At 74.6% G+C, this 20,734-nt stretch carries 13 protein-coding genes; 4 read left to right on the forward strand and 9 right to left on the reverse strand.

The annotated features are described in order from the left end of the window. Positions 1-179 precede the first annotated feature (179 nt). Genes ettA through OG896_RS26440 form a run of 3 tightly spaced genes read left to right on the forward strand, consistent with a single transcriptional unit; the run spans position 180 to position 2,979 of the window. Entirely contained in the window at positions 180-1,844 is a 1,665-nt protein-coding gene (gene ettA / locus OG896_RS26430; protein ID WP_328464296.1) for an energy-dependent translational throttle protein EttA, read from the forward strand. Beyond that, the gene (locus tag OG896_RS26435) at positions 1,844-2,266 is read left to right on the forward strand and encodes an acyl-CoA thioesterase (RefSeq protein WP_329369297.1); all 423 of its coding nucleotides are present in this window, start codon (positions 1,844-1,846) and stop codon (positions 2,264-2,266) included. Before ettA ends, OG896_RS26435 begins: the two co-directional genes overlap by 1 nt. Next, positions 2,263-2,979, forward strand: a complete 717-nt coding sequence (locus OG896_RS26440) for a hypothetical protein (RefSeq protein WP_328464292.1) — start codon at positions 2,263-2,265, stop codon at positions 2,977-2,979. Before OG896_RS26435 ends, OG896_RS26440 begins: the two co-directional genes overlap by 4 nt. Before the next feature lie 81 nt (positions 2,980-3,060). Here OG896_RS26440 and OG896_RS26445 read toward each other — a convergent pair whose 3' ends face one another. The 4 genes from OG896_RS26445 to OG896_RS26460 all read right to left on the reverse strand — a co-directional run bounded on the left by OG896_RS26445 (position 3,061) and on the right by OG896_RS26460 (position 11,254). After that, on the reverse strand, positions 3,061-4,050 hold the full coding sequence (locus tag OG896_RS26445; RefSeq protein WP_329369300.1) for an ABC transporter ATP-binding protein: 990 nt from the start codon (positions 4,048-4,050) through the stop codon (positions 3,061-3,063). Between the two features lie 182 nt (positions 4,051-4,232). Next, positions 4,233-7,259 (reverse strand): ABC transporter permease, encoded by a 3,027-nt coding sequence (locus OG896_RS26450; RefSeq protein ID WP_329369302.1) that lies wholly within the window; start codon positions 7,257-7,259, stop codon positions 4,233-4,235. Position 7,260: 1 nt separating this feature from the next. After that, the gene (locus OG896_RS26455) at positions 7,261-10,677 is read right to left on the reverse strand and encodes an ABC transporter permease (protein ID WP_329369303.1); all 3,417 of its coding nucleotides are present in this window, start codon (positions 10,675-10,677) and stop codon (positions 7,261-7,263) included. A 172-nt stretch (positions 10,678-10,849) separates the two neighbouring features. Then, entirely contained in the window at positions 10,850-11,254 is a 405-nt protein-coding gene (locus OG896_RS26460; RefSeq protein ID WP_328464284.1) for a globin, read from the reverse strand. Between the two features lie 83 nt (positions 11,255-11,337). Here OG896_RS26460 and OG896_RS26465 point away from each other — a divergent pair, with 83 nt between their 5' ends. Beyond that, positions 11,338-12,396 (forward strand): methyltransferase domain-containing protein, encoded by a 1,059-nt coding sequence (locus tag OG896_RS26465; protein WP_443057156.1) that lies wholly within the window; start codon positions 11,338-11,340, stop codon positions 12,394-12,396. 40 nt (positions 12,397-12,436) lie between these two features. Here the strand turns inward: OG896_RS26465 and OG896_RS26470 are convergent, their stop codons facing one another. From OG896_RS26470 to OG896_RS26490, 5 genes are all read right to left on the reverse strand, one after another. Then, positions 12,437-13,567 carry an FHA domain-containing protein gene (locus OG896_RS26470; protein WP_329369306.1) on the reverse strand — a complete coding sequence of 377 codons (1,131 nt, stop codon included), beginning with the start codon at positions 13,565-13,567 and terminating at the stop codon, positions 12,437-12,439. A 69-nt stretch (positions 13,568-13,636) separates the two neighbouring features. After that, a complete protein-coding gene (locus tag OG896_RS26475) occupies positions 13,637-14,962 on the reverse strand; it encodes a VWA domain-containing protein (RefSeq protein ID WP_329369308.1) in 1,326 nt (441 codons plus the stop codon). Positions 14,963-15,028: 66 nt separating this feature from the next. Further along, on the reverse strand, positions 15,029-16,444 hold the full coding sequence (locus tag OG896_RS26480; RefSeq protein ID WP_329369310.1) for a PP2C family protein-serine/threonine phosphatase: 1,416 nt from the start codon (positions 16,442-16,444) through the stop codon (positions 15,029-15,031). Positions 16,445-16,448: 4 nt separating this feature from the next. Beyond that, the gene (locus OG896_RS26485) at positions 16,449-19,127 is read right to left on the reverse strand and encodes a serine/threonine-protein kinase (RefSeq protein ID WP_329374297.1); all 2,679 of its coding nucleotides are present in this window, start codon (positions 19,125-19,127) and stop codon (positions 16,449-16,451) included. Between the two features lie 216 nt (positions 19,128-19,343). Next, complete coding sequence (locus OG896_RS26490; RefSeq protein WP_329369312.1) at positions 19,344-20,636, reverse strand: hypothetical protein; 1,293 nt, start codon at positions 20,634-20,636, stop codon at positions 19,344-19,346. Positions 20,637-20,734: the final 98 nt, after the last annotated feature.

A 20,734-nucleotide genomic window follows, 5' to 3' on the forward strand; every position in this document is an offset into this window, starting at 1 on the left:
CCACGGTCCCGGCCGCTGCCGTCGTGCGGGGCCGGGACCGTGGGCCTCGGCCGGGGCAGGGGGTGAGGGGCTGACCTACCCGTTCGCCCCGGTGGGTGGACGTACGGCAAGATGGGGCGTATCTGCCCTCACGCGGCGGAGCCGCACATTGGCCCTTCTCGATTGCCGGACGGTTTCTCTTGGCTGAGTACATCTACACGATGCGCAAGACGCGTAAGGCGCACGGCGACAAGGTCATCCTCGATGATGTGACGCTGAGCTTCCTGCCGGGCGCGAAGATCGGTGTGGTCGGCCCGAACGGTGCCGGTAAGTCCACCGTGCTGAAGATCATGGCGGGGCTGGAGCAGCCGTCGAACGGGGATGCGTTCCTGTCGCCGGGCTACAGCGTGGGGATGCTGCTCCAGGAGCCGCCGCTGGACGAGTCGAAGACGGTCCTGGAGAACGTGCAGGACGGCGTCGCGGAGACCAAGGCGAAGCTCGACCGGTTCAACGAGATCGCCGAGCAGATGGCGACGGACTACTCCGACGCGCTGCTGGACGAGATGGGCAAGCTCCAGGAGCAGCTCGACCACTCCAACGCGTGGGACCTCGACGCGCAGCTCGAGCAGGCGATGGACGCGCTGGGCTGCCCGCCCGGTGACTGGCAGGTGACGAACCTCTCCGGTGGCGAGAAGCGCCGGGTGGCACTGTGCAAGCTGCTGCTGGAAGCGCCCGACCTGCTGCTGCTGGACGAGCCGACCAACCACCTGGACGCGGAGTCCGTGCAGTGGCTGGAGCAGCACCTGGCGAAGTACCCGGGCACCGTGGTGGCCGTGACCCACGACCGGTACTTCCTGGACAACGTCGCGCAGTGGATTCTGGAGCTGGACCGCGGCCGCGCGCTGCCGTACGAGGGCAACTACTCGACGTACCTGGAGAACAAGGCTTCCCGGCTGAAGGTCGAGGGGCAGAAGGACGCCAAGCGGCAGAAGCGCCTGAAGGAGGAGTTGGAGTGGGTCCGCTCCAACGCCAAGGGGCGGCAGGCCAAGTCGAAGGCCCGACTGGCCAGGTACGAGGAGATGGCCGCCGAGGCGGACAAGATGCGGAAGCTGGACTTCGAGGAGATCCAGATCCCGCCGGGCCCGCGGCTCGGGTCGGTGGTGGTCGAGGTGGACCACCTGCACAAGGCGTTCGGCGACAAGGTGCTGATCGACGACCTGTCGTTCACCCTGCCGCGCAACGGCATCGTGGGTGTCATCGGGCCGAACGGCGCGGGCAAGACCACGCTGTTCAAGATGATCCAGGGCCTGGAGCAGGCGGACACCGGCAGCATCAGGGTCGGCGAGACGGTGAAGATCTCGTATGTCGACCAGGGCCGGTCGAACATCGACCCGAAGAAGACGCTGTGGGAGGTCGTCTCGGACGGCCTGGACTACATCAACGTCGGGCAGGTCGAGATGCCGTCGCGGGCGTATGTGTCGGCGTTCGGCTTCAAGGGCCCGGACCAGCAGAAGCCGGCCGGGGTGCTCTCCGGCGGTGAGCGAAACCGGCTGAACCTCGCGCTGACCCTCAAGCAGGGCGGGAATCTGCTGCTGCTGGACGAGCCGACCAACGACCTCGACGTGGAGACGCTGTCGTCGCTGGAGAACGCGCTGCTGGAGTTCCCGGGTGCGGCGGTGGTCGTCTCCCACGACCGGTGGTTCCTGGACCGGGTGGCGACGCACATCCTGGCGTACGAGGGCGACTCGAAGTGGTTCTGGTTCGAGGGCAACTTCGAGTCGTACGAGAAGAACAAGGTCGAGCGACTGGGTCCGGACGCGGCGCGCCCGCACCGGGCCACGTACAAGAAGCTGACGCGCGGCTGATGGCGCGGCACGTCTTCCGCTGCCCGATGCGCTGGGGCGACATGGACGCGTACGGCCATGTCAACAACGTGCTGTTCCTGCGGTATCTGGAAGAAGCGCGGATCGACCTCATGTTCCGGCTGGCGGATCGGGAGGGCGGCGGGACGTTCGCGGGCGGTTCGGTGGTGGCCAGGCACGAGATCGACTACCTGCGGCCGCTGGTGCACCGGTACGAACCGGTGGCGATCGAGACGTGGGTGGAGAGCATCAACGCCGCGTCGATGACGGTCAGGTACGAGGTGAAGGACGAGGACGCGGTGTACGCGCGGGCGGCGACGGTCGTGGTGCCGTATCTGCTGGCCGAGCAGCGTCCGCGGCGGATCACCGAGGAGGAGCGGGCGTTCCTGGAGCGCTACCGCGACGAAGGGGCCGTGGTCGGGTGAGCGTGCGGCTCGGCTTCGCCGAGGGACCGGGCGGGGCGGCGGTGGTGGAGGCCGACCTCGCCGCGTTCCTCGGGCGGCTGGTGAGGTGGGACAAGGCCGCGGTGGTGCGGCTGCGTTCGGCGGAGGGGGAGGCGGCGCTCGGCGTGTTCGGGCAGCCGCCCTTCGGCGGGGTGCTGGCGGTCAAGAGCCTGGCGCTCGGCGGCGACGGGATAGCGGCGGTGGTGGACGCCACCGTGTCGGCCGGGCAGTTGCTGGAGGCGGTCGGGGAAGCGGTGGGCGGCGGGCTGTTCACCGTGCCGCCGTCCGTCACCGGCCCGGCCTGGGCCGGACTGCTGCCGCCGCGCGAGGGATGGCGCCGGGTCGCGGAGATGCAGGCGACGGTGGTGCGGGAGGTGGCGGCGCGGGCGGTCGCGGAGTTCCGGGACCGTACCGAGGCGCTGGTGCCCGAGCGGCGTGGCCGGGCGGAGCTGGACGCGCTCGCGGAGGAGCTGTGGAGCAGGCCGCTGCCCGGCGGCGGGGCCGGGGTGACGCTGCGGGTGGTGCACGCCGCGCACGCGCTCGGGTTCCTGCCCGCGCGGCGGTCCGGCGAGGCCGCGGACGAGGCCGTCGCGGTGCTCGCGGCGGGCCCGTGGGTGCGGCTGCGCACCGGGTACGGGTCGGTGGCGATGCGCGGGGCGTCGGGGGCGTCCGGACTGACGGTGTCGCCGTTCTGACCGGGGGCCGACGCCGCTGACGGTGTCGCCGGTACCGGCCCGCCCGAGCCCGGGTTCGGGTCCGGGTCCCGGTTCCCGCGGCTACTCCTCCGGGCGGTCCGGCCACACCCCGATGTGGTCCGGCTCCAGTTCCAGCAGCACCCGGGAGCGGATGTCCAGCGCGTCGGTGTAGTCGCGCGGGATCTGGAGCCGTCCGGCGCGGTCGACGGTGGCGTACTCCCGGGCCACCACCGACTCCTGGCCGTGCTCGTCGACTTCGGTACGGCGGACCACCTCGGAGGCGGTGCGGCCGTCGCGGATGGCGACGGTGCGCCGGACGGCGTTGGACACCGCGTGGTCGTGGGTGACCACGACGACGGTGGTGCCCAACTCCTCGTTGGCGGTGCGGAAGGACGCGAAGACCTGCTCGCCGGTGGCCGAGTCCAGCTCGCCGGTCGGCTCGTCGGCGAGGATCACCGAAGGGTTGTTGGCGAGGGCGACCGCGATCGCGGCGCGCTGCTGCTCACCGCCGGACATCTGGCCCGGCTGCCGGTCCCGGCAGTAGCCGACGCCGAGCATGTCGAGGAGTTCGGCGGCGCGGGCGGACCGGCGGCGCTTGGTGCGCAGGCCGGTGCGGCCGGCCAGTTGCATGGGCAGCACGACGTTCTGGGCCGCGGTCAGGTACGGCAGCAGGTTGCGGGCGGTCTGCTGCCAGACGAAGCCGACCATGTGGCGGCGGTAGCTCAGCCGGGCGGCGGCGTCCATGGCGAGCAGGTCGTAGCCGCCGACGGAGGCCGCGCCCGCGGTGGGGACGTCGAGGCCGGCGAGGATGTTGAGCAGCGTGGACTTGCCACTGCCGGACGCGCCCACCAGCGCCATCAGTTCGCCCTTGCCGACCAGCAGGTCCAGGCCCTGGAGGGCCTGCACCTCGACACCGTCCGCGGTGAAGATCCGGACCAGGCGGTCGCAGCTGATCAGCGCGTCGTGCCCGTACGCGGGGCCGTCGCGGCGGGCGGCCGCCTGCTGCTCCAGGTCGGCGAGGCTGCGTACCGCCGAACGCCCGTCGCCCGCGCCGGATGAGTCACCCGTCACTGCCGAGCCAGTCGTATCCGCTGCGCCCACCGGGCCGGTGGAGCCCGCACTGCCCGCCGCTTCGCCCGCGCCTCCGGAGCGAGCCGGACCCGTCCCTGACGCCGACGCCGACGCCGACGCTGCCGCCGACGATCCCTCGTCCCCGGAATCCCCGTGCGTCCCGTTCCCCCGCGCTTCCCCGCTCATACCCGGTCCCCCGCTCTCAGTTCCGTGCTTTCCCGCCGCCGCCCGGCCAGCCACGCCTGCGCCAGCAGCACCGCACAGGCCAGTATCAGCAGCCCTGCCGACGGCAGGGCAAGGGCCCAGGGGTTCGCGCGCAGCCCCAGCCCGAAGTCGACCGCCGTGATGTCGCGCGGTTCCGTACCGAAGGTGAGCGCGCGCAGGTCGATGCCCGGGCCGAGCAGCGGGATCACCGCCAGGCCCACCAGCACCCCGCCGACCGCGCCGAGCAGCACCTGCGGCAGCATCTCCAGCAGCACCAGCCGCCGCGCCTGGCTCCGGGTCATGCCCATCGTGCGCAGCCGGGCCAGCAGGGTGGTGCGGCCCGGTGCCGCCTGGAGCAGCGACAGCAGCAGCGCCAGCGCGCTGTAGCCCGCTCCCGCCGCGACCGCCGCCAGGTACAGCCGGCGGGCACCGTGCTGGAGCGGGGTGTCCGCGAGCGAAGCCCGCTCCTCGCTGCGCAGCAGCACCGACACCGACGAGACGTCGGACGCGGCCACCTCGCGCAGCGCCTTCGCGTCGATGTGCCGGCCGGGTGCCGCCATCGCCAGAAGGGTCGTCGGCGCCGTCTGCTGCGGGTACTGCTCGGCCTCCGGGTGCATGGCCTTGAGCGCGGCCGCCGAGACGATCACGAAGTCGCCGCCGGGCGCGGCCGGGGTGGTCGGCAGGACGGCAGCGGTACGGATGGAGACGGAGCCGAGATCGGTGGCGACCGGCACCGTCTTCCGGCCGATCTGCCTGGCCAGGCCGGGCGACAGCACGGCGGGCAGCACCGGCTGGCCTGCCTGCCCCGTCTGCTCCGTCTGCCCCGTCTGGCCCCCGTGCTCGGACAGCGCGTGCGCCGGGAAGGAGGGCAGCCCGACCGAGCCGGTCAGCTTGTCGTACGCGGCGGGGTCCACCAGCACCACCGCGTACGACCCGTTGAACGTCGCATCGGCCGAGTGCTGCTCGACCCGCGCCGTGGTGGTCATGCCGATGCCGGGTACCTTCTGCACGCGGCCCGGGAGTTGGGGCGACAGCGTGGCGGTGACCGCGTCGATCCGGGCGTCCGCGCCGACCGTCGCCGTGGCCGCCCGGTCCCTGCCGTGGTTGATGCCGGCCAGCACGGAGCCGCCGAAGGACGTCACGGTCAGCGCCACCAGCACCGCCAGCAGCGGCAGTTGACCGGTGGCGGGGGAGCGGCCCGCGCGGGCCAGGCCGAGGTGGGTGACCGCGCCGGTCAGCCGCGCCGCGGGACGGGCCAGCAGCCGCAGCGGCACCGGGTACAGCCGCAGCAGGACGAGCGCGGCGCCGATCGCCACCAGTACGGGCGCGGCGGCGAGGAACGGGTCGTTGCCGGGGCCGCTGCCCCCGCCGGTGGCGGTGCCGCCCGAACTCCCGCCGCCCCGCTGGCGAAGCGCCACGACCGCGCCCACCACCAGCACCACCACGGTCAGTTCGACCACGAGCCGGCGCCGCGAAGGCCGGGCCGAGACCACGTCCTCCCGGCCTCCCGGCCCCGGCCGGCGTACCGCGAAGGCGGCCCGCAACGGCAGCGCGAGCACCACGACCGCGGTGACCAGCGCGGCCAGCAGCACCGGCAGCAGCCAGCGGCCGGTCGGCAGCAGCAGGAGCGCGAGCAGCGCGCCGGCCACCCCGCCGGGCACGGCCGCGGCCGCGGTCTCCGCCGCGAGCCGGCCGGTGACGCCGCGCAGCGAGCCACCGCGGGCGCGCAGCAGCGCGATCTCGACCCGCCGCCGCTCGGCGGCGAGCCCACCGGCCATCAGCAGCACGGCGAGCGCGGTGGTGGCCACGCCGACCGCGGCGATCAGCACCAACGGGGTGGTGGCGTCGCGCTCCCGGAGGAAGCCGGTGAGGACGGTGCCGAGCGCATCGCTGACGCTCAGCTGCGCGCCGCTCGCGTCCTGCAGCTTGACCGCCAGCGGGCCGCCGCTCAGCGACGACAGCATGTTCTGGAGCGCCGGGACACCGTGCGCGGTCAGCCGGCCGATGTCCAGCGGTTCGTACCAGTAGACATTGACGCCCGCGCCGAGTTCCGGCAGCGAGTCGGCGGCGTCGCGGTGGGTGAGCAGCGTGAAGTGCCAGTACGCCTTGGGTTCCTCGCCGCGCTCGCCGGGCTGGGAGCCGAGGACCGGCCCGAGCAGGTCGGGGTCCTCGTTCCAGTACGACGAGGTGGGGTCGAGCGGGGCCACGATGCCGGTGATGTGCACGGTCAGCGGTTTCGAGTTCGTCCCGCTCGGGTGGACGGTCTGGCCGACCTTCAGATGGAGTTTCCGGGCGGTCCTCAGCGTCACCGCGGCGTCGATGGGCGGCGGCCGCTGTCCGTCGGAGACCGCGGGCGGCGGTTGCGGCATCCGGCCGGCCACCAGCCGGGCGTGCGCGCCGAGATCGGCCTGTGCGACGAGGTCGGCGGTCGGGGGGTGCGAGGACGGACGCGGCAGGCCGGGGTCGGGGACCTCGGACGCCTGGCCGGTGCGCGCCCCGTACACCGCGGAGTGCGGGGCGAGCGGGGTGGTGCGCGCCAGCAGCGAGTGGACGGCGCTCTGGACGGCGTCGAGGGTGGTCACGTCGAGCGGGTTGGTCCCGTAGAGCCCCTGCTGCGGGTTGTAGCTCTCGGTCAGGGCGATCCCGCGGTCCTGGTACTGGCCGGCCCGCACCGCGTGTTGCAGCGCCCGGTCCTCGTAGCGGTCCACGGAACGCGGCAGGCCCGCCGCGAGGAACGCGGTGACCAGGACGAGCCCGAAGGTCGCGAGGGCCGCGTGGCGGGCGGCGCGCAGCCGCACCCGCACCCAGGCGAGTCGCACGTCGTCGCCGGGCAGGCCCGCGCCGTCCGCCGCGCCTGAGCCGACTGAGCCGCCTGAGCCGCCGCCCGACGCCCCGCCCCCGCCGCTGCCCCCGTCCACGCCCCCGCCGTCTCCCGCTCCCGCTCCCGCTTCCGCGCCGCCCTCCGGCTCCCACGCCCCGCTGTCGTCCCGCTCTCGCGCCGCCATCTCAGTACTCCCCCTGCCGCCGCAGTGCCGTCGCCGGATCGCCGCGCCGTGCCGCCGTCGCCAGGACCACCAGCACCGGCACCACCACGACCTCCGCGAGGAGTTCGAGCAGCCGGCCGGCCGGCAGCCGTACGACCAGTGACGGCGTCGGAGTCGTGGCCTGCGGGGTCAGCACGATCAGCGGCGTCACCAGCCGGGTCAGCAGCGCACCGAGCGCGGCGCCGACGATCAGCGACACCAGCACCAGCAACCCCTGCTCGGCCGCGATCACCCGGGCCAGCTGGCGCCGGGGCGCACCCAGGGCCCGCAGGATCGCGAACTCCGCGGTGCGCTCGCGGACCGCGCCCGCCGAGGAGACCGCGAAGCCGAGCGCGGCCAGCACCACCGCGGCCACCACGGCGGCCGGCAGCGCCGACTGCGGGCCCGCGCCCAGCGGGTCGGCGCGCAGGTCGGCGGCCGTCTCGTCGGCGACCAGGACGGTGTCGACGTCGGCGCGGGCGCGCAGCGCGGCGGCGACCTCGGCGGTCCGGCCCGGCCGCGCGGCCAGCCACCACTCGGTGGGTTCCATCGCCTGCGCGTCGTGGTACTGCAGGTACTGGTTGACCGCCCGCAGGTCGACCACCATGCCGCCGACGTCCTGGTTGCCGCCCGTATCCGATCCGGCGTCCGTCCCCGAGCCCGACCCGGCGCCCGAATCCGCGCCCGACCCGCCGGACCCGTTCCCGGCGTCCGCGCCCTGGCCGTCGCCGAGCCCGGGGATCGCCTTGACCGAGCCCACGATGCGCACCGGCACCGAGATTCCGCCGAGTTGGACGCTGACGCTCTTGCCGACCTTCGCCTGCTGCGACGTGAGGAAGGCGTCGGTGGCGACAGCCACCGGGGTCGGCGGTGCGGGCGTGTCCGCCCCGGCATGTACGGTCGCGGTCGCTATCGGGCTGTAGCTGTCCTGGGGCGCCTGCGCGGCGCCGGTGTCGTAGTCCAGCGTCATGGTCGTGCCCCCGCCGACCCGCGGCACTCCGGCGCCCGGCGCTCCGGCGCCCGGCAGTTGCTCGAACGAGGGGCCGTCGATGGACGCCGTCGCCGACCACTTCTGGACGGGTACCGTCAGCGGGCGGACGGTGCCCGTGCCGTCCGCGACCCGCGTGGCCGACATCGTCAGCGTGTAGGTCCGCTCCTTGACCGGGATGTCGAAGGCGATGTCCAGGCCGGTGACCCGCAGCGGACCGGCGGGCGCGCCGCCGGCCGCACCGGACAGCGCGGCGATGTCGAGGACCAGCGGGTGCGGTCTGCCGTCGGGTTGCAGGTCGCCGACGGCGGCGGTGTACGGCACGCCCTCGGCGTCCAGGACGGTGACGCTGACGTGCTGGACGGCGTCCGCGGTCGCGGGACCGCCGCCCGGTCCGGGCCGCAGCACGGCGTCGAACGTCACCTTGCGGGCGTCGGCGGGCAGCGGGAAGCCGCCGCCGGCGCGGACGCCCTTGCCCAGCGGCGCCAGCACCGTGGCGGCCGACCGTCCGCCGGTGAGGTCGGAGCGGAACAGCATCGTCTTCCCGGCCCGCGCGGAGTCGATGGCCAGCACGGTCGCCGTACGGTCCTGGTCGAGGTAGAGGCCGGTGTCCGCGGCGGGCGCGGCGGCGGCGAGGCCGGGCTGGTGCGCGAAGATCCCGGGCTGCCCGAACGGCGGGGTGGTCATGCCGGTCACCCGCAGGTCGGCGCCGACCGCGTACCGGGCCTGGTCGCGCTGCGAACGGTCCCAGCTCGCGCTCTGCCCGATCGAGAAGACGCCCATCGCGATCGCGAGCACCAGCAGCAGCGCCGCTCCCGCGCCGCGCCGCGGCCGCCGGGCGAGTTGCCAGCCGGCGAGCGCCAGCGGCAGGGTCCGGCCGCGTGCGGCCCGCCGCTCGCCGAGCTTCGCGACCAGCGGCAGCAGCCGCAGCACCAGCACGGTGCCGGCCAGCAGGCACAGCGCGGGCGCGGCGACCAGGATCGGGTCCACCCCGAGCCCGCCGCCCGCGTTGGCGCTCAGCGCGCCGCTGCCCGAGGCACGCCGCTCCAACTGCCAGTAGGCGATCCCGGCGACCACCAGCAGCCCCACGTCGCCGCCCGCCTGGACCGCGCCGGGCAGGGAGCGGCGCCGGGCGCGCTCGGCCCGCTCGGCGGCGTAGGAGCCGCCGGTGCGCAGCGCGGGCACGATCACCGCGCCGGCGCAGGCCAGCGCGGCGGCCACGGCGACCAGCCAGGCCAGGCCGGTGTCGCCGGAGCCGAGACTGACGCCGGTACGGGCCATGGCGCCGGTGCCGGCCAGCTCCCGCGTGACCGGCCCGGCCAGCAGCGGGGCGAGCAGGGCCGCGGGCACCGCGAGCAGCAGCGCCTCCCACCCGGCCAGCCGGGCGACCCGGGCCCGCGATCCGCCGCGGGCGCGCAGCAGCGCGGTCTCCCCGGCCCGTTCCTCGGCGAGCAGCCCCGCCACCAGCAGCAGCGCGAAACCGGCCAGGATCACCAGTTGCAGCGCGCCGATCAGCAGCGTGGAGCGGGTCACCAGCATGCTGCGGCGCAGCGCGTCGAGCAGGTCGGGCAGGCCGCTGGTGCCCTCGGTGACGGCGGTGGTCCGGTCGTCGTGCAGCGCGTCGAGGGTCTGCTGGACGCCCTTCTCCAGCGTGTTCATGTCGTGTGCGGTGGACTGCCGGAAGTCGCCGGTGGCCTGCCAGGCCATCGCGGCGGCCTTGACCCGGCCGGAGTCGAAGCTGCCGGGGTCGGCGAGCATCGGCCCGTAGGTGGTGAACGCGACCGTGTGCGCGCCCCGGCCGTCCAGCGGGTCGAGGTGCCAGTACGGGGAGGACGGGTCGCGCGGCTGGAAGATCCCGCTGACCTGGACCTTCAGCGGGGCGCCGCCGAGTCGGTCGGCGAGGGTGAGGACGTCGCCGGGCTCGGTGCCGAGGATCAGCGCGGCCACCTGCGGCAGCGCGACCTGCACCCGGGCCGCGCCCCGCTCGGCCGCGGTCGGCCAACTCCCCTTCACCAGCCGGACTTCGGCGCGGTCGAAGGTGGCCAGCAGCGTCAGGTCGGGCTCGCCGTTCGCCGACTGGGCAGAGGAGCGCGGCCGCTTCGGCAGCCCGTAGGGGCCGGAGCGGGTGCTGCCGTGGACGCTGGTGGGCAGCCCGGTGAAGGAGCCGCGCAGGTGCTTGCGCACCGCCGCGTCGAGCGCCTCGCGGTCCGTCCCGTTCAGCTGGGTCTGCACCTCGACCGTCGACCGCGCGGCCGCCTGGTGCTGGAGGGTGCGCCGCAGGGCCGCGTCGCCGATCGCACCGGTGAAGGCGGTGAACGTCGCGAGCACGCACGTGGTCAGCAACACCGTGAGCAGGGCGGCGGCGAGAAGCAGTCGGTGTGCGCGGACACGCAGCAGCACGAATCCGGTCACATGTTCCCCCCGTCATGTACTGACGGGATGCTCTCAAACCGCGCAGCGGCGCAGAACCCGGACCGCGGATGTCGCAATCCGATCGTGATGGTCCGCCGAGCGGACGCCGGGCCGGCCCGCCGGGCGGGAAAGTGCGGTCCGCTGCGGTGCGTGGCCCACCGGCCACGCGGGGTCAGCCCGGGGTGTTCACCATCGACGCGGCGGCGTACACCAGGTAGTCCCACAGCTGGCGTTCCTGCTCGGCGGGCAGCGCCAACTCGTCGACGGCCACGCGCATATGGCGCAGCCACGCGTCGTGGGCGGCGCGGTCCACCGCGAAGGGGACGTGCCGCATCCGCAGCCGGGGGTGGCCGCGCTCGTCGCTGTAGGTGCGCGGGCCGCCCCAGTACTGCATCAGGAAGAGGGTCAGGCGCTCCTCGGCCGGGCCGAGGTCCTCCTCGGGGTACATCGCGCGCAGCTCGGGGTCGTCGGCGACGCCCTGGTAGAAGCGGTGTACGAGGCGGCGGAAGGTCTCCTCGCCGCCGACGAGTTCGTAGAACGTCTGCTGCTGCAACTCGCCGCGCCGGATCTCATTCACCCTTCCATCGTCGCAGATGCGGCGAGCGGCCCGCCGTGGTGTCCCGGTTCGTATCCCCGCCGCTCCGGGCGCACGATGGAAGCATGGGCGCGACAGGGCCCGACGGGCGGCGCGAGGGGCGATTCGAGCGGCGGTACGCCGTCGCCGCGGGGTCGCTGCGGGCCCGGATGGTCCGCCGGATCGAGTCCGGCGGCGGCCTCACCGACCCCGCCTGGCGGGCGGCCTTCGCGGAGGTCCCGCGGCACCTCTTCGTCCTGGACGACCAGGACACCGGGTACGGCGGGGAGCCGGGGCCCGGCGGGGAGTACGACGAGGAGTACGGCGGGGGATACGGCGAGGAGCACGACGAGGAGTACGGCGAGGGGTCCGCGTACGGCGAGGGGCCGGTTCACGGCCGCGGTCCGGTGGCCGCGTCGCACCGCCGCGCGATGAGCCGCCTCACGGGCGCCTACGCGGACCGGCCGATCGCCACCCGCGTGGTCGGCGGTGAGCTGGTCTCCTCCAGCAGCCAGCCGTCGCTCATGGCGCTGATGTGCGAGGCGCTGGACGTGCACGGCGGGGAGCGGGTGCTGGAGATCGGCGCGGGCACCGGCTACAACGCGGCGCTGCTGGCCCACCGGCTCGGCCCGGACACGGTCACCACCATCGACCTGGAGCCGGAGATCACCGCCGCGGCCCGCGCCCACCTGGACGCGTACGGCACCGAGGCCGCCCGCTCGGTCGTCGTGGTCACCGGCGACGGCGCCCTCGGGCACCCGCCTCGCGCCCCTTACGACCGGGTCATCGCGACCTGCGAGCTCCCCTTCGTGCCCCCGGCCTGGCTGGAGCAGTGCACGCCCGGCGGTCTCCTGCTGCTGCCGCTGGCCACCGGCCTGGTCGCCCTCACCGTGCACGGCCCGCGCCAGGCGGAGGGCCGGTTCCTCTCGACGCCCGCCTACTTCGTGCCCCTGCGCGGCGGATCGGGCGCCCCCGACGGCGCCGCCGAACACGGCCTCGCCGCCGAGGTGTTCGGCCAGAGTGCCTTCGGCGGCATCACCCGCCCCGACCGCACCCGCTACGGCCTCACCGTCGACGGCCCCCGCCAATGGCTCTGGCGCGACAGCCCCGAGGGCCCCCTGACCTGGCCCCTCACCACCACCTGACACCGGCCGCGCCGGCACCCGGAAGCGCCCGCCGCACCGCTCAGGCGCGGTGCAGCGTGATGGTCGTCCACGCCCCGACGTGCACACGGTCCCCTTCGGCGAGCGGCACCGGAAGATACGGCCGGATCGGGTCCTCCGCCAGGTTCACCGTGGTCCCGTTGGTGGAGTCCTGGTCGACCACCGACCAGGAGCCGTCGGGCTGCTGGACCAGCACCGCGTGATGGTGCGAGACCCCGGGGTCCTCCGGCGAACGGGACAGGTCGATGTCGGGCGCCTCACCCGTGCTGTGCCGGCGGCGGCCGATCGTGACCTGGTGCCCGGTGAGCGGCAGTTGCACCTCGGGGGAGTAGGCGGGGAAGTACAACTGCTCGGCGTCCGGGCCGCTGCGCGCCATCATCGCGGTGAAGTACGCCCGGTCGGCGGTGATCACGGCCACCCAGGCCGTACCGGTGCCGGTCGCGACGGACAGCGGCGGCTGCTGCCCGACGGCGGTGGTGGCCGGACCACTTGAACCACCCTGCTCGCCGGGCCCGTTCGGCCCGCCCTGCGGAACGATCACCGGCCCGCTGGCCGGCCCGCTGGCCGGCCCGCTGACGGGTCCGCCGAGGGTTCCACCGGAAGCCCCGCCGAGGGTTCCGCTGCCGGGCCCTCCCACCGGCCCGCTGACCGGTCCGCTGACCGGTCCGCCCGACGTCGTCCCGCCGGTACCGGGCACCGACCGCACCGACCCGGACGGCGGGTCGAGCAGGAAGTCCCCCGAACCGGAGGTGACCGAGTCGTCCGGCAGCGCCTCCGCCGGCCGGTTGATCTGCGACGGCCGCGACCGCTGCGATTCGTACCGCTGGTACGGCGGGATGCCCGGCGCGGTCGGCTGCGGTGGCACCATGGTCGCCGCGTGGGTGCGGAAGTTGTAGCGGCACTGCTCGCAGAACAGCGCCGAGCCCTCCCGCGGCGTCCCGCAGTTCGGACAGCACTCCTCGCCACCCCCTGCCGGCTCGCCCGTGAATCCGGGCGGCGACGGCGACGAGGGCGGCGGCGAGACCGGCGAGGCCGAGGACGACGACGCGGAGGACGCCGGCCGCGACCCCGCGGCCGGTGCCGGCATCAGCAGGCCGCAGACCTCGCACCAGTCGGTGGCGCTGGTCTGGTGGCCGTTGGCACAGATCGGCATGGCGTCGGCTCCCCCTCCGCCCGGTCGGGCGGCTCCCAAGGTTGTGCGCGAGCACGTAGTACCCGACGGTTACTTTTTCACGCGTACGGTCTTTGTCGACCGCGTCTCCAAGGTCATCTCGTCGGCGTCGGCGACCTTGGGCTTCAACCGCACAGTACCGTTCACCGCGTCCACCACGTCGACCACCTTCGCCAGCAGCTTGGAAGTGTCCTCGTTGCCCGAGGCGCTGGCGAGCTGCACCGCGCGGCCCAGCTTGGCGGTCGCGGAGTCCAGGTCCCCGGACTTGCGGGCCTCCAGGCCCTGCTGGATGGCCTGCGCCAGCTCGGCCTGCCCGGTGTAGTGCGCCACCTGCGGGCTGATCCGGGTCGAGGCCGCCATGTCGTCGGTCCACAGCGCCCGGACCAGCCCCTGCGCCAGCACCTGCGTGGTGCCGTCGGGCTCCGGCAGCACCAGCGACACCCGGGCCGCGAGCATCTCCTGGCCGACGACGGCCGGCGGCACCTTCACGCAGACGTGGTAGTCGCGTGACTCGTCGCCCCATGACCCGGTCGGGTAGTCGCCCATCCGCGGCCCGGTCTCCGCACGCCGCTCAGTGAGGTCCTCCACGGTCGGCGCGACCTGCTTGACGAAGGCGATCTCGGCGTTCTGCGGAGTCCACAGCCGCAGGCCGACGTCCGCGACCTCCTTGCCCATCGCGTTCTCCATCATCGCCTGGAAGTCGCCGGCCAGACCGGCCGGGTCGGCGACGATGTCCACCGTGCCGAGCAGCGCCGAGGCGATCCCGGTGACCTCCTTGACCTCCCAGTCCGTGCCCACCCCGCGCGCGTCGCAGGTGAAGCGGCCGGAGCAGGCGTCCAGGGCGCTTTGCAGGTCCTCCGGCTTCTCGTGCTCGTTGCGGCCGTCGGTGAGCAGGATGCCGTGCCGTATCGCCACGTCGGAGCCGGCCAGCAGCCGGTCGGCGAGCCGCAGCCAGGTGCCGATCGCGGTGCCGCCGCCCGCGGTGAGCTTGCGCAGCGCCTGCTTGGCCTGCGCGCGGGTGTTCGGATCGGCCACCGCCAGGCCGCCGTTGGCCGGGTAGACCTCGCGGGCCTGGTGGGTGCCGGCCACCACCGCGAACGAGACCCCGTCGCGCAACGTGTCGATGGCGACCGCGGTCGCGTCCCGCGCGTTGCGCATCTTCGTCGGCGGGTACTCCATCGAGCCGGAGCAGTCGACCATGATGACCACGCCGGCCGCCGCCGCGTCGCCCGGCAGCGGGCGGCCGCCCGAGGTGCCGCCGCCGGTCGAGGTCACCGTGACGATCGCGTTGACCTCGCGGCCGCCCTCGGGCAGGTACTCGTTCTGGTACACGTCCACCGAGAACTGCGGCACGTTCGACTTCGAAAGACTTGGCATCGCTTCCTGTGCTCCTTCACGCCATTGCTCGTCCGCCCCCCGCCGTGCGCGTCGCGCCGGCGAGAGCTAGGCGGAGGGGAATCCTGCCCGTGCGACGCTTGCCGGGAACGGCAGCACCGCGACCGTTACGTTGTCGTGGCCGCCGCCGTCGAGGGCCAGGCCGAGCAGCGAACGCGCGCTCGCCAGCGGCCGGACACGGGCGTCGGCCGGCAGCGCCTCGGCCATCTCCGCGGCCGATTCTGCGTAGTTCCACAGTCCGTCGGTGCACACCACGATCACGCCCGGGCCCTCCGGCTGGAAGGCCGCCACGTGCGGATCGACCTCCACCGCGTCCGCGCCCAGCCAGCCGGTGATCGCGTGCGCCCGCTCGTCGGCGTACGCCTCGGCCTCCGACATCAGCCCGGCCGAGACCATCCGCGCCGCCCACGAGTCGTCCTCGGTGAGGCGTGCGGCGGGCGTGCGGCGGTCGTCCGGGACCCAGTACGCGCGGCTGTCGCCGATCCAGCCGACGGTGAAGACCGGGCCGGTGATGACCGCGCTGACGCAGGTGCACGCCGGGGCGTTGTGGTGCGCGGTGATCGGCTCCGGAGACTCCTCCTCGGCCAGCGCGCCCACCGCGTCGAACGCGGCCATCAGCGCGTCGCGCATCGCGTCGTCGGGGGAGGTGCCGCGTTCCAGGGCGGCGAGCAGCGACTCGCTGCCGGCGGCGGAGGCCGCGGCGGAGGCGTCGTCGGGACGGTAGGCGGTGGACACGCCGTCGCACACCACGGCCACGACGGCGGCGCTGCCGTCGGGCAGGGCGGCGGTGCCGAGCATGAACGCGTCCTCGTTGCGGTGGTGCCGCAGGCCGCGGTCGCTCACCGCGGCCACGCCCTCCAACTCCTTCTCCTGGTGGTCGCGTTGGCGGGGCTGCGCGTGCCCGCAGTGCTCGCAGTAGCCGTCGTCGTCCACCCCGCCGAGGCCGCAGGCCACGCACACCGTGCCGGTCGTGGCCGAACGGCCGGTCGAGCCGGTCCCGTCCTTGCTCCCGGTCGCGGTTCCGGTCCCGGTCCCGGTCGCGGCCTGGCCGCCGCCCGCCGTCGCTTCGCCCTCGTCGTCGCCGTTCTCGCTCTCGCTCTCGTCGGAGAGCCGGGCGGTGAAGCCGAGCGGGAGGGTGTCCTCGGAGGACCCGCTGCGCGGGGGAGCGAGCAGGAAGGCACCGGTGGCGTCGGCGGCGGCGCCGTTCACGGCGGGCGCGGCGGCGTCGGGACCCGGCACGTGCGGCGAGGGAGCGCCCGGCGCCGGAACACCCCGCGCAGGAGCACCCTGGGCCGACGCGTTCGGCTCCGCCGCATCCGGCTCGGGCTCGGGCGGTGGCACGCTCAGGTCGCGGCCGCAGCCCCCGCAGAACCGGTCGTCGGGGGCCTGGGGTTCGGAGCAGCCCGGGCAGATCGTCGGGCGGGCCGTGGGCGCCGAGGGCGCCGACTCGGGCAGTGGTGGCATCGGTTTACACCCAGGTCCTGGGGCGGAAGCGGTTGGCCCGCTCCACCAGTTCGATCCTCGTACCGCCCTGGCGGGCCAGCCGGGCGAGCACCCGGTAGGACCGCTCAAGGCCGAACCGCAGTCCGCGCTCGTCCAGTTCGGCGCCGAGCACCGGCCCGGTCGGCGCGGTGCCCGCGCCGGTCCGGCCGGCCAGCACCCAGTCCAGCGCGCTGCCGTACACCTCCGTGGCGAGCTGCTCGCGACGGTCGTGGTCCAGGCCCTGCCGCTGGAGGTCCTCCACCTGGCGGGCCGCCGCGTGCAGGTCGGGCAGCAGCGGCTCCTGCGGGGCCCGGTCGCGCAGCCGGGCGCGTATCGCGGCGACCCGGGCGGCGGTGTAGTGGATGGAGGACTCGGGCACCGACTCCAGCGCGCGCACCGCGCCGACCCGGTCGCCGGACTTCAGCAGCACCCGGGCCAGCCCGAAGGCCGCGCTGACGTAGCTGTGGTCGGTGGTCCACACCAGGCGGTAGTACTCGGCGGCGTTGTCGAGCTGCCCGAGCACCTCCGCGCAGATGCCCAGGGCCAGCTTCGGCGAGGGCTCGCCGGGGAACGCGTCGTAGACCGCGTCGAAGCTGAGCGCCGCCGTCGCGTGGTCGGCGGTGCACAGGCCGACCAGCCCGCGGTGCCAGACCACCCGCCAGTCGGCGCTGTCGTCGCCGGAGCCGTCGAGGCCGCTCAGCACCGCCTGGGCGCCGGCGGTGTCGTCCAGCTCCAGCAGGGCCCGCAGCTCGCGCAGCCGCTTCTCCACGGAGTCGATCGGCGCCGACCGCAGCGCGGTCACCATCTCGCCGGGGGCGGCGGCCGCGATGCCGGCCAGGAAGCCCGCGTTGGGGTCGGTGGAGTCCACATGCGGTACGGGCAGCGCGAGTACGGCCGCGGCCGCGTCGAGCCGGGAGACGATCGGCCGGCCCGGACCCCAACCGCCGCCCGCCGGAGCCCCGGTGGGCGCCTGCGGTGCGACGGGCAGCCCGGGCGGCGGGGTGGCGCCACCCGTCGCGGGCCCGAACACCCCGGCCGGCGCGGCCTGCGCGACCTGCCCGGGAAGCGCCGCGGGGGGCGCGCCCGGCAGCACCGGCGCACCCGCGGGAGCGGCCGACAGCGCCGGGGCGCCCTTGTCCCTTCTGGACCGCCGCTTCCCGTCGGGCGGGCGCACCGCGCCGAGCCGCGAGGTGTCGCCGGTCACAGGCCGCACCAACTGGGTGTCCACCACCCGCAGTTCGGGACCGAACAGGGTGGACAGGGCCGGCCGCGGCGAGCCCGACTCCAGGGCGACGACCTCCCGCAGCACGCCGAGCAGCTGGTCGGACATCTCCTCGGCCGAGGCGAACCGCTTGTGCGGGTCCGGGTCGGTGGCACGCACCAGCAGCCGGTAGAAGGACTCGTAGCGCCGGAAGACCTCGATCTTGTCCGGGTCGGGCAGGCTGTCCACGAAGATGTTGGTGTAGCCCTGGAAGTCGAAGGTCAGCACCGCCAGGGTGCGGGCGACGGTGTAGAGGTCGGAGGCGACCGACGGGCCGACCTCCGCGACCTCCGGTGCCTGGTAGCCGACCGTGCCGTATATCGCCGACTCGGTGTCGTCCATCCGGCGCACCGCGCCCATGTCGATCAGTTCGAGCCGGTCCTCGGTCTGGATCGCGTTGTCCACCTTGAAGTCGCAGTACAGCAGGTTGCGGCTGTGCAGGTGGCCGAGCGCGTCCAGCGCCTCGATGGCGAACGCGATGGCCTGCGCGACCGGCAGCGGCTCGCGCTTGCCGTCGGGGGCGCGGCGCTCGTTGGCGATCTCCTTGAGCGACTTGCCGCCGACGTAAGCCATCACGATGTAGCCGTCGAGGGTGCCGGTGCGCTGGTCGAGGTGCTCGACGAAGTTGTAGATCCGCACGATGTTGGGGTGCTCGATCTCGGCGAGGAAGCGCCGCTCGGACAGCGCGGCGGCCAGCGCGTCCTCGTCGCCGGTGTCGAGCAGGCCCTTGAGCACCACCCAGCGGTCGGAGACCGCCCGGTCCACCGCGAGGTAGATCCAGCCGAGTCCGCCGTGCGCCAGGCAGCCCATCACGTGGTACTGCCCGTGCACCAGGTCGCCCGGGCGCAGCTTGGGCGTGAAGGAGTACGGGTGCCCGCACTTGGTGCAGTAGCCCTCGGTGCGGCCGGGCCGCCCCTCGCGGCTGCGGCCGACCGGCGCGCCGCAGTCGCCCTTGCTGCAGTAGCGCTTGCGCTCGGGTACCTCGGGGTTCTCCAGCACCGCGGCGGCCGGGTCGGGCTTCGGCACCGTCGGCACGCTGACCAGGCCGGCGCCCAGCTTGCCGCGGGTGGGGCCGCTGCCGGTGCCGCGGGTGGTGCGCACCGACACCGAGCGGCCGGTGGAGCTGCCGGCCAGCGACTGGGAGAGCCGGCCCGACACCGAACGGCGGGACGCCTGGGAGGTGGAGGAGCGGGACGAGCGGGAGGAGTGCGCGGAGGAGCTGCCGGCCGAGGACTGCCCGGAGTCCGCGCCGGAGCGCGCGCCGGGGACGGCCGCGCCGCCCGCACCGCCGGAGCCCGCGCCGAACCCGCCCGCGGCGCCCGCGCCCGGCACCGGTCCCGCGGGTGCGGCCACCACCACGGGCGCCAGACCGCAGGTGCCGCAGTACAGGTCCCCGCCGCCCATGTCCTCCAAGGTCCCGTCGCAGCCGGGTCGCTGGCACTCGCTCACGGTCTCCCCCTCAGCCTTTCCCTGTCCCTGACGCCATCTTCGTACTGCTGCCGATCCTCGCGCGCGGGTCCGTGGCCGCGGCCGAAGCCGCACCCGAACCCGGACCCGAACCCGTGTCCGTATCCGTGCCTCTACGGGTGACGGTCGCCGCGGTCGTGCGCGGGTGCCCGCTCATGCCGGCCCCCGGCGGTCGGTGGGGGTGCGCGGGGTGCTGCCCAGCTCCGTGACCGCCTGCTGGTAGCGGCGTACGGCCCGTTCGGCCGCGCCGAGGTCGCACGGCGCGCTCCACAGCAGCCGCCGCGCCTGGTCGTACCGTTCGATCAGCACCGGGTCCTCGGCCATACCGAGCCGGGCCACCTTCGCCCGGTACGCGTCGAGCCGGCCGCGCAGCTCGGCGCGGACCGCCAGCGGGGCAGTCACCGCGGTCAACGACTCCCGGGCCCGCAGCAGTTCGTCGTCGGCGTGCCCCTCCAGGCTGTCCAGCAGCGGGGACAGCCGGTGCCATTGCGCGGTCCTGGCGAACTCCTCGGCCGCGCCGAGCTGTTCGTGCAGCGCGGCGGCCGGGCCGCTGACCGCGGGCACGTCGGAGGCGAGGATCTTCGACAGCACCTCGACCCGGGCGCCGCGGGCCTCGGTGAGGGTGCGGTCGGCCCGCGACATCACGTCGCGCAGCCGCCCGAGCCGGTGTTCGGCGTCGTCGCGCACGTGCAGGACCGCCTCGACCTCGCGGCGGATCTCCTCAAGGCGCCGGCCGGCGTCGTCGTAGCGCGAGGTGTCGGGGCGGCCGGGGGCCGGGCGCGGGTTCCAGAAGGCCAGCGGGTCGGAGACCGTACGGGCCCGGAGCTGCGTCAACTCCTCGACCAGCGCTTCCAGTTCGTCACCGGCGGGGTGGCCGCCCGGGCGGACGCCGACCGAGTGCGCCAGCGAGCGGACCCGCTGCGTCTCGGCGGCCAGCAGGTCGATCCTGGCCGGCAGCGCGGACCACACCGCGTCGGCGGCGGCCACCGTCTCCATGGCCTGGTCGTACCAGCTGTTCATCCGCCGGACCAGTTCGTCCAGGCTCATCTGCTCGCTGACGCGGGCCGGTCCGGTCAGCGAGCGCTCGTGGTCCGGCACGGTGCCGCCCAGCACGGTGATCCCGTCGCCGCGCAACAGCTCGGTGAGCCGGGCGAGTTCGGTCTGGGTCGGCCAGCGGCGGCGGGCCCGTAGCTCGCGGGCGGCGGTCAACGCCTCGGTGTACGCCTCGAAGTGCGCCCACAGCGCGGTGACCGCCGTGTCGGTGCGCTGCCACCGCTCCTTGGTGACACCGGTCAACTCGGCGCCTTCGAGCAGCCTGCGCCCGGAGTGGTCCTGGAGGGCGAGCAGGGAGGTCTCGACGGCTTCGTGCTCGGCGCCGAGCCGTTCCAGCGCGAGATCGACGTCCTCCCGGCCCATCACCGGTCCGGATGCTCCCACGACCGCCATCACACCCTCTTCCCGTCCGCCGTGCCTGCCCTGCCCGCTCCGACTGCCGTGATCGTCGCCGTGCCCTTCGTGCCTGCCCTGCCCGCCCTGCCCGTTCT

This window comes from Streptomyces sp. NBC_00669 (assembly GCF_036226785.1).
GTDB lineage: Bacteria > Actinomycetota > Actinomycetes > Streptomycetales > Streptomycetaceae > Actinacidiphila.

Coding starts and splice junctions, on each gene's coding strand:
- OG896_RS26465 (WP_443057156.1), top strand. CDS start 11,338: ATGGGCGCGACAGGGCCCGACGGGCGGCGCGAGGGGCGATTCGAGCGG.
- OG896_RS26470 (WP_329369306.1), bottom strand. CDS start 13,567: ATGCCGATCTGTGCCAACGGCCACCAGACCAGCGCCACCGACTGGTGC.
- OG896_RS26435 (WP_329369297.1), top strand. CDS start 1,844: ATGGCGCGGCACGTCTTCCGCTGCCCGATGCGCTGGGGCGACATGGAC.
- OG896_RS26490 (WP_329369312.1), bottom strand. CDS start 20,636: ATGGCGGTCGTGGGAGCATCCGGACCGGTGATGGGCCGGGAGGACGTC.
- OG896_RS26480 (WP_329369310.1), bottom strand. CDS start 16,444: ATGCCACCACTGCCCGAGTCGGCGCCCTCGGCGCCCACGGCCCGCCCG.
- OG896_RS26450 (WP_329369302.1), bottom strand. CDS start 7,259: ATGGCGGCGCGAGAGCGGGACGACAGCGGGGCGTGGGAGCCGGAGGGC.
- OG896_RS26485 (WP_329374297.1), bottom strand. CDS start 19,127: ATGGGCGGCGGGGACCTGTACTGCGGCACCTGCGGTCTGGCGCCCGTG.
- OG896_RS26475 (WP_329369308.1), bottom strand. CDS start 14,962: ATGCCAAGTCTTTCGAAGTCGAACGTGCCGCAGTTCTCGGTGGACGTG.